Origin of the sequence: Streptomyces sp. MBT53 (assembly GCF_016654115.1) — a bacterium.
Classification (GTDB): Bacteria; Actinomycetota; Actinomycetes; order Streptomycetales; family Streptomycetaceae; genus Streptomyces.
This window is the reverse complement of record NZ_JAEQAZ010000314.1, coordinates 1-11,358: the sequence shown is the minus strand read 5'-3', so window position 1 is coordinate 11,358 and position 11,358 is coordinate 1. Positions and strand designations below refer to the sequence as shown.

Below are 11,358 nucleotides of genomic sequence, written 5' to 3'. Positions count from 1 at the left end.
GGTGAGGCGGTGGGCGCCTCGGGCGTAGGTGAGGGTTCCGGTTGTCGTCGAGGCGCCCACCGCCTCACCCCCGGCGACATCGTCCGCATCACCCCGACCGACACAACGGCCCGGCTGCTCCGGGGAATTCAGGAGCGGGGCCTGACGGTGGGGCGGCTGGAGGACTACCTCTAGCCTGCGGTGCACGGAAAGGGGCTGCGATGGGTGGCAACGAGTGGACCTCGACGGGGCCGTACCAGGAGAACCTTGAGTCGGCCTTCCGGCAGGCACAGGAGCGGAAACTGGCCGAGGACGACCACGGGTTCCCGGGGCGGGACATCGTCGATCTGTGGGAGGACGACGGCTGGAGGGAGTACATCCTGACGGGCGGCACCTCCTCCGTGCTCGACTTCTACGACCTCGTCGACGCCGCGTCCGGGGACGAGTTCGCCATGCTGCGCCCCCTGGCCGAGGACGAGGTGCGCGACTGGGCACCGGAGGGCAGACCCACCCGCGAGCAGTGGGTCGCCGCGCTCCGCAGCGGGGCCGAGACCTTCCCGGGCCGAGGGACCGGCCGCTGCACGATCCTCTACAGCGACGGCGAGCCGTCGGAGATCGGCTACTGGGGCTGCACGGCGGATTAGCGCGGGCCGGTCACCTTCAGCCCGTCCGGCGTTTGAGGACGAGGCCGTCCAGGCCGAAGCGGGGGTCTGGGGGCGCAGCCCCCAGAGGGCGGCAACCACAGCCGGCGGCCACCAAAAAATCCGGTCAAGCGCCGCAGGCATTGGCACTCCGCTTGACCGAGTGCTAATCGCGGTCATAGTCTCAGACCTGGCACTCCCCCCTGGAGAGTGCCAATAGCGACGGGCAGGTCCGGCACCCGCGACGACGGATCCACCTGGTCGCCACCTCAGACAGTTAACCCCGTGAGATCTCCGAAGGGGGAGGTCGGATCGTGACGACCACCAGCTCCAAGGTTGCCATCAAGCCGCTTGAGGACCGCATTGTGGTCCAGCCGCTCGACGCCGAGCAGACCACGGCCTCTGGCCTGGTCATCCCGGACACGGCCAAGGAGAAGCCCCAGGAGGGCGTCGTCCTGGCCGTTGGCCCGGGCCGCTTCGAGAACGGCGAGCGCCTGCCGCTCGACGTCAAGACCGGCGACATCGTGCTGTACAGCAAGTACGGCGGCACCGAAGTGAAGTACAGCGGCGAGGAATACCTCGTCCTCTCGGCCCGCGACGTCCTCGCGATCATCGAGAAGTAATTCGCTTCACCGCAAGCACATTCAGTATGTGAGCTGCGCCCCTGGCCCCCGCGACCTTATGAAGCCGGGCGTCAGGGGCGTGGTTCGTTTCACCCACGTTTTCCGAGAGGGCTGAACCGCTCCCATGGCGAAGATCCTGAAGTTCGACGAGGACGCCCGTCGCGCCCTCGAGCGCGGCGTCAACAAGCTTGCCGACACGGTCAAGGTGACGATCGGCCCCAAGGGCCGCAACGTCGTCATCGACAAGAAGTTCGGCGCCCCCACCATCACCAACGACGGCGTCACCATCGCCCGCGAGGTCGAGCTCGACGACCCGTACGAGAACCTCGGTGCCCAGCTGGTGAAGGAGGTGGCGACCAAGACCAACGACATCGCGGGTGACGGCACCACCACCGCCACCGTGCTCGCCCAGGCGCTCGTACGCGAGGGCCTGCGCAACGTCGCCGCCGGCGCCTCCCCGGCCTCCCTGAAGAAGGGCATCGACGCCGCCGTCAAGGCCATCTCCGACGAGCTGCTCGCCACCGCGCGGCCCATCGACGACAAGGCCGACATCGCGGCCGTCGCCGGTCTGTCCGCGCAGGACAGCCAGGTCGGCGAGCTCATCGCCGAGGCGATGGACAAGGTCGGCAAGGACGGTGTCATCACCGTCGAGGAGTCCAACACCTTCGGTCTGGAGCTGGACTTCACCGAGGGCATGGCCTTCGACAAGGGCTACCTGTCGCCGTACTTCGTGACGGACCAGGAGCGGATGGAAGCGGTCCTCGAGGACCCGTACATCCTCATCCACCAGGGCAAGATCAGCTCCATCCAGGACCTGCTGCCGCTGCTGGAGAAGGTCATCCAGGCCAACGCCTCCAAGCCGCTGCTGATCATCGCCGAGGACGTCGAGGGCGAGGCCCTGTCGACCCTGGTCGTGAACAAGATCCGCGGCACGTTCAATGCGGTCGCGGTCAAGGCCCCCGGCTTCGGCGACCGCCGCAAGGCGATGCTCGGCGACCTCGCCACCCTCACCGGCGGTCAGGTCATCGCCGAGGAGGTCGGCCTCAAGCTCGACCAGGTCGGCCTTGACGTGCTGGGCTCCGCCCGTCGCGTGACGGTCACCAAGGACGACACCACGGTCGTCGACGGTGCCGGTGACTCCTCCGAGGTCGCGGGCCGCGTCAACCAGATCAAGGCCGAGATCGAGAACACCGACTCCGACTGGGACCGCGAGAAGCTCCAGGAGCGCCTCGCGAAGCTGGCCGGCGGCGTGTGCGTGATCAAGGTCGGCGCCGCCACCGAGGTGGAGCTCAAGGAGAAGAAGCACCGTCTGGAGGACGCCATCTCCGCGACCCGCGCCGCGGTCGAGGAGGGCATCGTCTCCGGTGGTGGCTCCGCTCTGGTCCACGCCGCCAAGGTCCTCGAGGGCAACCTCGGCAAGACCGGCGACGAGGCCACCGGTGTCGCGGTCGTGCGCCGCGCGGTCGTCGAGCCGCTGCGCTGGATCGCCGAGAACGCCGGCCTCGAGGGCTACGTCATCACCTCCAAGGTCGCCGACCTGGAGCCCGGCCAGGGCTTCAACGCCGCGACCGGCGAGTACGGCGACCTGGTCAAGGCCGGCGTCATCGACCCGGTCAAGGTCACCCGTTCCGCCCTGGAGAACGCCGCCTCCATCGCCTCCCTCCTCCTCACGACCGAGACCCTGGTCGTCGAGAAGAAGGAAGAGGAGGAGCCGGCCGCCGGTGGTCACGGCCACGGTCACTCCCACTGACGCGAGTCGGTGAACCCGTAGGACACCGAAGGCCCGGCGCCCCTCTGGGGGAGCCGGGCCTTCGTGCCGTTGTCATTGTCGGCAGGGCGCCTGCCGTCACTGCGGCCCGTACTTCCGCCCGGTCTTCGACGTGATCCCGCCGAGCACCGCCTGCGGAGTGATCTTCACCAGGCCCATCAGCGCCTTGTAGCGCGGGTCGGGGATCGACAGCGACTTGCCGCGCGCCAGATCCGCGAGCGCCGCCGCGACCAGCTTGTCCGCGTCCAGCCACATCCAGTTCGGGATGTTGTCCGTGCCCATCCCGGCCCGCTCGTGGAACTCGGTCCGCACGAACCCGGGCGCCAGCGCCATCAGCCGTACGCCGGTACCGGCGAGATCCTTGGCCGCCCCCTGCGTGAACTGCACCACCCACGCCTTCGACGCGCCGTACGTCCCGCGCGGTACGAAGGCCGCCACCGACGCCACGTTCACGACCCCGCCGCGCCCGCGCTCCCGCATCCCCTCGGTCGCCGCGCTGGTCAGCCGGAGCACCGCCTCGCAGTGCACCTTGAGCATCTTCAGCTCGTCGGCCATCGGTACGTCGAGGTAGCGGCCCTTGTTGCCGAAGCCCGCGTTGTTGACCAGCAGGTCGACGGGGTTCTTGCGGTTCGCCAGCCGCGCGGCCACCGTCTCGATGCCCTCGTCCGTGGCGAGGTCGGCGGTCAGCACCTCCGCCTCGATGCCGTGCCGGTCGTGCAGTTCGGTGGCCTGCTCGGCGAGCCGCGCGGTGTTCCGCGCCACCAGCACGAGGTTGTGTCCGTCCGCCGCGAGCCGCCGCGCGAACGCGGCACCGATCCCCGCGGTCGATCCCGTAATCAATGCCGTTGTCATGGCGCAAGATTAGTGACTCGCGGCGACCGGGCCGGATCTCTGCACAGGCCCTCCCGATCCGTGACGAACACGTGTCGAACAAGGCGTCGAACCAGCCGTGACGGCAGGTCAGTGCGCGTGTTCCGCGACATATTTCCGGGCCTGCGCCAAGATCTCCGGATGCAGCGCCTCGCCCGCCGGAAGCAGCCGCGGCAACAGCGTCCGCTCGGTCGTCACGGCCCGGAACTGCAGGGCCACCGTCACCTCGTGGCCCGGCCGGTGCACGACCTCGATCGCGTCCCCGGCCCGGATCTCACCGGGTTCGATCACCCGCAGATAGGCCCCCGGCGCGCCCTTCTGGGTGAACCGCTTCACCCACCCGCGCTCGCCCAGATGGTCCTGGAAGGTGCGGCACGGAATCCGTCCGGAGCTGACTTCCAGGACCACCTCGGAACCGATCCGCCACCGCTCCCCGATCCGCGCGCCGGACACGTCGAGCCCCAGGGTCGTCAGGTTCTCACCGAAGGAACCGTTGCCGAGCGGGCGCCCCAACTCCCGTTCCCAGTCGTCGAGATCCTCGCGCGCGACCGCGTACACCGCCTGGTCGTCGCCGCCGTGGTGGCGCAGATGACACACCGTGTCCCCGGCGAGACCGCTCCCGGCGATCCCCTTCGGTCCGGGCGCGCTCACCCGGACGGGCCCGTCGGTCGGCCGCTTGTCGATCCCCGTCACGCCGTCCGGCTGGTCCGTGTACGGCACGGCCGTGGCCCGGCCCAGATTCAGCGAGAGAAGCTTCATGAAGCCACGGTAGGCGAGAGCGCCCCAAAGGTGTTGCGCAATATCCCGTCGTGCACCCAAGGCGGGCTTATGCTCGGGGTGTGATCGAGGCCCGACATCTCCGTGTGCTGCGCGCCGTCGCCACCACCGGTTCCTTCTCGGCGGCCGGGCGGGCGCTGGGCTGCACCCAGCCCGCCGTCAGCCAGCAGATGAAGGCCCTGGAGACCTCCGTCGGCACCCCGCTCCTCATCCGTACCGGCCGCGAGATGCGCCTGACCCAGGCGGGCGAGTCCCTGGTCCGGCACGCGGCCGGCATCCTCGCCGGCCTGACCGCCGCCGAGGAGGAGGTCGCCGCGATCGCGGGCCTGCGGGCCGGCCGGGTCCGCCTGGTCTCCTTCCCCAGCGGCAGCTCGACCCTCGTCCCCACGGCCCTCGCCGCCCTGCGCGCCGCCCACCCCGGCACCCGCGTCTTCCTGGAGGAGGCCGAACCGCCGAACTCCCTCGACCTGCTCCGCGAGGGCGACTGCGACATCGCCCTCGCCTTCCGCTACGAGACCGCGCCGGGCGCCGAGGACTGGTCCGACCTGGTGGTACGACCCCTGCTCCGCGACCGCCTCGTCGCCCTGGTCCCGGAAAAGCACCGGCTCGCGCGCGCGAAGTCGGTCGCCATCGGCGAACTCGCCGGGGAACCCTGGATCGCCGGCTGCCCGCGCTGCCGCGGCCAACTGGTCGAGGTCTGCGAGACCGCGGGCTTCACGCCCCGCATCGACTTCGCGACCGACGACTATCCGGCGGTCGTCGGCCTGGTGAGCGCGGGCCTGGGCGTCGCCGTACTGCCCCAGCTCGCCATCGAGTCCGTACGGCCCCGGGGCGCGCGGACGGTGACCCTGGAACCGGCGGTGCGGCGGGAGATCGTCGCGCTGACCCTGCCCGACCTGGCGCAGGTGCCCGCGGTCGCGGCGACGCTGGACCAGCTGGAGCGGGCGGCCCGCGAAAAGTAGGGGGCACGCGCGCGCGTGCCCCTGGGGGAGTGCTGTCGGAGGGTGTTCTGGGAGAAACGTTCCTTCAGTTGTTCGAAGCCATGTCCCCGGCGGTCGAGGCCGACACCAGGCGGTTACGGGCACGCCCCATCAGTTCTTCGCGCTCGTCCTCGGTGAGGCCGCCCCAGACGCCGTACGGCTCGCGCACCGCCAGCGCGTGCGCCGCGCACTGTGCGCGGACCGGGCACCTCATGCAGACCTCTTTGGCCGAGTTCTCACGAGCGCTTCGTGCCGCACCGCGCTCGCCCTCGGGATGAAAGAAGAGCGAGCTGTCGACCCCTCGGCAGGCAGCCAGGAGCTGCCAGTCCCACAGGTCCGCGTTCGGTCCGGGAAGGCGGGAGAAATCTGCCATTGCGTGACCCCTTGTAGCCGTTATGGGCGGATACGGTGTCCACGACCGTACAACTACGATCTAAGGAGATGAAAATATGACTCATTGCGAATCTAGCCTCAGACACCAGTAAAAGGGAAGAAATAGGGCTGAATGGGGCACCGGTTGTGATGAAAGCTTGAGGGTCGGCCGCGCACGCCTCCACCGTGTCCGCACCCTCACGTAGAGTGCCGAAGACGACACACGGCCCCGTAACTCTTTCGAGTGACCGTCGTTGAGAGTGCGAGGCGGTTGCAAACACAAGTGCTCGGGCAGGCGTCCGAGACGGTCGACCGCACAGGTGACGATTTCGTACCAGCCTGGAGGCTCAAGGTGACGCGCATCAGCTGCGGAGGGCGGCCATGACATCCGTCCTCGTCTGTGACGACTCCCCGCTTGCCCGAGAGGCGCTCCGCCGGGCGGTCGCGACCGTACCCGGTGTCGAGCGCGTGACGACCGCGGCCAACGGGGAGGAAGTCCTCCGCCGCTGGGGCGCCGACCGCTCGGACCTCATCCTGATGGACGTCCGCATGCCCGGACTCGGCGGTGTCGAGACCGTGCGGCGGCTGCTCTCCGCCGACCCGGGCGCCCGCATCATCATGCTCACCGTCGCCGAAGACCTGGACGGCGTGGCCCTCGCGGTCGCGGCCGGCGCTCGCGGCTATCTGCACAAGGACGCCTCGCGCGCCGAACTGCGGGCCACGGTCACCCAGGCCCTCGCCGACCCGACCTGGCGACTGGCCCCGCGCCGACTGCGGTCCGCCGAGATGGGCGCCGCGCCGACGCTCACCGCACGCGAGATCCAGGTCCTCGAAGGCATGAGCCACGGCCGCTCCAACGCGGAGATCGGCCGTGAACTCTTCCTCTCCGAGGACACCGTCAAGACCCACGCCCGACGGCTCTTCAAGAAACTCGGCGCCTCGGACCGGGCGCACGCCGTGGCGCTCGGTTTCCGCTGGGGTCTGGTCCGTTAGGGCCAGGTCAGTGGGTCGTAGCGGGGGTACGGGAATCCCCGCCTGCCTCATGGCGGGCGGGGGCGGCAAAGGGGCTCGCCGGGCGCCCGCTGCTCGTTTCGCCGCGGATGCCGCATCCTTGAGGTGTGGAGTTCCTCGGGGACGAGTCGGTCGAGCGGGAGGGGAGGGCGCAGGAGATGAGTTCCGGCGCACCTGCTCATAACGCTTCGGTGCACAACAACGGACGCGGTGCCACGGACCACACGGCCGCAAGGCACCATGGACCGATGCGTGACGACGAGGGGGCCAGTGCCCAAGGGGCGATTGGTGGGCTCGTCCTTCGCGCGGTCGACGGAGACGAGCAGGCGACGCACGATCTGCTCGCCCACGTACACCCACTGGCGCTGCGTTATTGCCGCACCCGTCTGTCCCGACTCCCGGGCGACGCACGGCACTTCGTGGAGGATCTCGCCCAGGAGGTCTGCGTCGCCGTCCTCCTCGCGCTGCCCCGCTACAAGGACACCGGCCGCCCCTTCGAGGCCTTCGTCTTCGCCATCGCCGCCCACAAGGTCGCCGACCTCCAGCGCGCCGCGATGCGCCACCCGGGCTCCACGGCGGTCCCCTCCGACGAGATGCCGGAGCGCCCCGACGACTCCCTCGGACCCGAGGAGCGCGCCCTGCTCAGCAGCGACGCCGAATGGGCCAAGAAACTCATGGCCAACCTCCCGGAGAACCAGCGCGAACTGCTCCTGCTGCGCATCGCCGTAGGCCTCACGGCCGAGGAGACCGGCCAGATGTTGGGAATGTCACCCGGCGCGGTGCGGGTCGCGCAACACCGTGCACTGAGCCGGTTGCGGGCACTGGCGGAGCAGTAACACCTGGGCGAGCGGTGCCTTTCTTGAACAGTCGGCCGACGGCATCCGTACGAACATACGAAGCCCGGAGCGAGCCGTAGCCGTGGAATCGTGGAATTCGGGGACCGTGCTTCCCGTTAGCATGGACATCCGCACCGATCAAGGCCATTGGGGAAGGTGTCATGACTGCCAACGTCGACGGAGTGCCCGCCAAATTCGCGACACTGGGGCTGACCTACGACGACGTGCTGCTGCTGCCGGGCGCATCCGAGGTGCTCCCGAACGCGGTCGACACCTCGTCCCGCATCTCGCGCAACGTCCGGGTCAACATCCCGCTGCTCTCCGCGGCGATGGACAAGGTGACCGAGTCCCGCATGGCCATCGCGATGGCCCGCCAGGGCGGCGTCGGCGTCCTGCACCGCAACCTGTCCGTCGAGGACCAGGTCAACCAGGTCGACCTCGTGAAGCGCTCCGAGTCCGGCATGGTCACCGACCCGATCACCGTGCACCCGGACGCCACGCTCGCCGAGGCCGACGCCCTGTGCGCCAAGTTCCGCATCAGCGGTGTCCCGGTGACCGACGGCAACAAGAAGCTGCTCGGCATCGTCACCAACCGCGACATGGCCTTCGAGACCGACCGCTCCCGTCAGGTGCGCGAGGTCATGACCCCGATGCCCCTGGTCACCGGCCAGGTCGGCATCACCGGCGCCGACGCCATGCAGCTGCTGCGCCGCCACAAGATCGAGAAGCTTCCCCTCGTGGACGAGGCGGGTGTCCTCAAGGGCCTCATCACGGTCAAGGACTTCGTCAAGGCCGAGCAGTACCCGCACGCCGCCAAGGACGCCGAAGGCCGCCTCATCGTCGGCGCCGCTGTCGGTGCCAGCCCCGAGGCGCTCGACCGCGCCCAGGCCCTCGCCGAGGCGGGCGTCGACTTCCTGGTCGTCGACACCTCGCACGGTCACAACAGCAACGCCCTCAGCTGGATGTCGAAGATCAAGTCGAGCGTCGGCGTCGACGTGATCGGCGGCAACGTAGCCACTCGCGACGGCGCCCAGGCCCTCGTCGACGCCGGTGTCGACGGCATCAAGGTCGGTGTCGGCCCCGGCTCGATCTGTACCACCCGTGTCGTCGCCGGTATCGGCGTCCCGCAGGTCACCGCCATCTACGAGGCCTCCCTCGCCGCCCGCGCGGCCGGCGTCCCGCTCATCGGCGACGGCGGCCTGCAGTACTCCGGCGACATCGGCAAGGCGCTCGCCGCCGGCGCCGACACGGTGATGCTCGGCAGCCTCCTCGCGGGCTGCGAGGAGTCCCCGGGCGAGCTGCAGTTCATCAACGGCAAGCAGTTCAAGTCCTACCGCGGCATGGGCTCGCTCGGCGCGATGCAGTCCCGCGGCCAGGGCCGGTCGTACTCCAAGGACCGCTACTTCCAGGCCGAGGTCGCCTCCGACGACAAGCTCGTCCCCGAGGGCATCGAGGGCCAGGTGCCCTACCGCGGCCCGCTGGCCAACGTGCTGCACCAGCTCGTCGGCGGACTGCGCCAGACCATGGGCTACGTCGGCGCGGCCACCATCGGCGAGATGGAGACCAAGGGCCGCTTCGTCCGGATCACCTCGGCGGGCCTCAAGGAGAGCCACCCGCACGACATCCAGATGACGGTCGAGGCACCGAACTACAGCCGCAGCAAGTAGTCGGCAGGCTTCCTCAAGGGCGGCCCCGGGGACACCGGGGCCGCCCTTGTCGTGTCCGTCGGCGATACTGGAAGACGCTGAAACGCAGAGGAAAGGCCACAGACGTGACTGAGATCGAGATCGGGCGCGGCAAGCGCGGCCGCCGGGCGTACGCCTTCGACGACATCGCCGTCGTCCCCAGCCGCCGTACGCGGGACCCGAAGGAGGTCTCGATCGCCTGGCAGATCGACGCCTACCGCTTCGAACTGCCGTTCCTGGCCGCCCCCATGGACTCGGTCGTCTCCCCGGCCACCGCGATCCGCATCGGCGAGCTCGGCGGCCTCGGCGTACTGAACCTCGAAGGCCTCTGGACCCGCTACGAGGACCCGCAGTCCCTCCTCGACGAGATCACCGAGCTGGACGCGGACGCCGCGACCCGCCGCCTCCAGGAGATCTACGCGGCTCCCATCAAGGAGGAGCTGATCGGCCAGCGCATCAAGGAGGTGCGCGACTCGGGCGTGGTCACCGCCGCCGCGCTCTCCCCGCAGCGCACGGCCCAGTTCTCCAAGGCCGTCGTCGACGCGGGCGTGGACATCTTCGTCATCCGCGGTACGACGGTCTCGGCCGAGCACGTGTCGGGCTCGCACGAGCCGCTGAACCTGAAGCAGTTCATCTACGAGCTGGACGTCCCGGTCATCGTCGGCGGCTGCGCCACCTACACGGCGGCCCTGCACCTGATGCGCACGGGCGCGGCCGGTGTCCTCGTCGGCTTCGGCGGCGGCGCCGCGCACACCACGCGCAACGTGCTGGGCATCCAGGTCCCGATGGCCACCGCGGTCGCCGACGTGGCCGCCGCCCGCCGCGACTACATGGACGAGTCCGGCGGCCGGTACGTGCACGTCATCGCCGACGGCGGTGTCGGCTGGTCCGGCGACCTCCCCAAGGCGATCGCCTGCGGCGCCGACGCGGTCATGATGGGCTCCCCGCTGGCCCGCGCCACGGACGGCCCCGGCAAGGGCCACCACTGGGGCATGGAAGCGGTCAACGAGGAACTCCCGCGCGGCAAGAAGGTCGACCTCGGCACGGTCGGCACGATCGAGGAGATCCTCACGGGTCCGTCGCACGTCCCGGACGGCTCGATGAACATCTTCGGGGCGCTGCGGCGGGCGATGGCGACCACCGGCTACAGCGAGCTGAAGGAGTTCCAGCGGGTCGAGGTGACGGTGGCTGACTCGCAGCACAAGCGGTAGGCGATAGGCGGTTCTACGACGCTTCGAAGGGCCCGGACTCGGGTGGTCCGGGCCCTTTCGTGTGCCCAAGTGGGGCTGGTGGGGCGCGTGTTGGGACTGGGGGCGCACGGTTGCGTTCGGGGCGAAAATTCGCAGGTGGGGCGTGTCGGGGCGGTAACGTCCGTGATCGGCGCCCCAGTTGTGAGGGGTGCTCCCTTCCACGGAAATCGTTCCGGACCCGGGCTCTCGGGGCCCGGCCCGAATTCCAGACGAACCGCCTACCGGGCTAATGGGCGGCCTCGTGGAAGGGGGCGCCCATGGGTCGCCACCGCAAGCCCACCCGCTGGGACCGGATCCGTCTTCGGATGGTGAAGCAACGGAGGAGGTGGATCTTGTGGATTCACGGCGGAAAGTGAGCGGCCACCCCCAAGCCAACTAGGGGTGGACACTCCGTTCACTTTTCAGGAGCTCACCGCAGTTAGCCCTGCGGTGAGCTCCACCTTGTTGGTGGAAGGTCAGCGGCCACCCCCACACCAACTGGGGGTGGCCGCTGACCTTCCACCAACAAGGTGGAGCTCACCGCAGGGCTAACTGCGGTGAGCTCCTGAAAAGTGAACGGAGTGTCC

At 69.5% G+C, this 11,358-nt stretch carries 11 protein-coding genes; 8 read left to right on the top strand and 3 right to left on the bottom strand.

Annotated elements, in window-relative coordinates:
- Positions 1-200 precede the first annotated feature (200 nt).
- From JHN45_RS49355 to groL, 3 genes are all read left to right on the top strand, one after another.
- The gene (locus JHN45_RS49355; protein WP_201056012.1) at positions 201-623 is read left to right on the top strand and encodes a hypothetical protein; all 423 of its coding nucleotides are present in this window, start codon (positions 201-203) and stop codon (positions 621-623) included.
- A gap of 311 nt (positions 624-934) precedes the next feature.
- Positions 935-1,243 carry a co-chaperone GroES gene (gene groES / locus JHN45_RS49350; RefSeq protein WP_019066754.1) on the top strand — a complete coding sequence of 103 codons (309 nt, stop codon included), beginning with the start codon at positions 935-937 and terminating at the stop codon, positions 1,241-1,243.
- 124 nt (positions 1,244-1,367) lie between these two features.
- Positions 1,368-2,993 (top strand): chaperonin GroEL, encoded by a 1,626-nt coding sequence (gene groL, locus JHN45_RS49345; RefSeq protein ID WP_200715861.1) that lies wholly within the window; start codon positions 1,368-1,370, stop codon positions 2,991-2,993.
- Positions 2,994-3,089: 96 nt separating this feature from the next.
- Here the strand turns inward: groL and JHN45_RS49340 are convergent, their stop codons facing one another.
- On the bottom strand, positions 3,090-3,863 hold the full coding sequence (locus JHN45_RS49340) for an SDR family oxidoreductase (protein WP_200715862.1): 774 nt from the start codon (positions 3,861-3,863) through the stop codon (positions 3,090-3,092).
- A gap of 108 nt (positions 3,864-3,971) precedes the next feature.
- On the bottom strand, positions 3,972-4,640 hold the full coding sequence (locus JHN45_RS49335; protein ID WP_201056011.1) for an MOSC domain-containing protein: 669 nt from the start codon (positions 4,638-4,640) through the stop codon (positions 3,972-3,974).
- Between the two features lie 80 nt (positions 4,641-4,720).
- Here JHN45_RS49335 and JHN45_RS49330 point away from each other — a divergent pair, with 80 nt between their 5' ends.
- Complete coding sequence (locus JHN45_RS49330) at positions 4,721-5,620, top strand: LysR family transcriptional regulator (RefSeq protein ID WP_201056010.1); 900 nt, start codon at positions 4,721-4,723, stop codon at positions 5,618-5,620.
- 64 nt (positions 5,621-5,684) lie between these two features.
- Here the strand turns inward: JHN45_RS49330 and JHN45_RS49325 are convergent, their stop codons facing one another.
- Positions 5,685-6,011 (bottom strand): WhiB family transcriptional regulator, encoded by a 327-nt coding sequence (locus tag JHN45_RS49325; RefSeq protein WP_019066760.1) that lies wholly within the window; start codon positions 6,009-6,011, stop codon positions 5,685-5,687.
- Between the two features lie 380 nt (positions 6,012-6,391).
- Between JHN45_RS49325 and JHN45_RS49320 the strand changes: the two genes are divergently transcribed.
- The 4 genes from JHN45_RS49320 to JHN45_RS49305 all read left to right on the top strand — a co-directional run bounded on the left by JHN45_RS49320 (position 6,392) and on the right by JHN45_RS49305 (position 10,753).
- Positions 6,392-7,003 (top strand): response regulator transcription factor, encoded by a 612-nt coding sequence (locus JHN45_RS49320; protein ID WP_003948568.1) that lies wholly within the window; start codon positions 6,392-6,394, stop codon positions 7,001-7,003.
- A 266-nt stretch (positions 7,004-7,269) separates the two neighbouring features.
- The gene (locus JHN45_RS49315) at positions 7,270-7,857 is read left to right on the top strand and encodes a sigma-70 family RNA polymerase sigma factor (protein ID WP_200715865.1); all 588 of its coding nucleotides are present in this window, start codon (positions 7,270-7,272) and stop codon (positions 7,855-7,857) included.
- A 161-nt stretch (positions 7,858-8,018) separates the two neighbouring features.
- On the top strand, positions 8,019-9,524 hold the full coding sequence (gene guaB, locus JHN45_RS49310; protein WP_200715866.1) for an IMP dehydrogenase: 1,506 nt from the start codon (positions 8,019-8,021) through the stop codon (positions 9,522-9,524).
- A 104-nt stretch (positions 9,525-9,628) separates the two neighbouring features.
- Positions 9,629-10,753: a GuaB3 family IMP dehydrogenase-related protein gene (locus JHN45_RS49305; protein WP_200715867.1), complete on the top strand. Its 1,125-nt coding sequence runs from the start codon at positions 9,629-9,631 to the stop codon at positions 10,751-10,753.
- The last annotated feature ends 605 nt before the right edge of the window (positions 10,754-11,358 follow it).

Coding starts and splice junctions, on each gene's coding strand:
- JHN45_RS49355 (WP_201056012.1), top strand. CDS start 201: ATGGGTGGCAACGAGTGGACCTCGACGGGGCCGTACCAGGAGAACCTT.
- groL (WP_200715861.1), top strand. CDS start 1,368: ATGGCGAAGATCCTGAAGTTCGACGAGGACGCCCGTCGCGCCCTCGAG.
- JHN45_RS49340 (WP_200715862.1), bottom strand. CDS start 3,863: ATGACAACGGCATTGATTACGGGATCGACCGCGGGGATCGGTGCCGCG.
- JHN45_RS49335 (WP_201056011.1), bottom strand. CDS start 4,640: ATGAAGCTTCTCTCGCTGAATCTGGGCCGGGCCACGGCCGTGCCGTAC.
- JHN45_RS49325 (WP_019066760.1), bottom strand. CDS start 6,011: ATGGCAGATTTCTCCCGCCTTCCCGGACCGAACGCGGACCTGTGGGAC.
- JHN45_RS49320 (WP_003948568.1), top strand. CDS start 6,392: ATGACATCCGTCCTCGTCTGTGACGACTCCCCGCTTGCCCGAGAGGCG.
- JHN45_RS49315 (WP_200715865.1), top strand. CDS start 7,270: ATGCGTGACGACGAGGGGGCCAGTGCCCAAGGGGCGATTGGTGGGCTC.
- guaB (WP_200715866.1), top strand. CDS start 8,019: ATGACTGCCAACGTCGACGGAGTGCCCGCCAAATTCGCGACACTGGGG.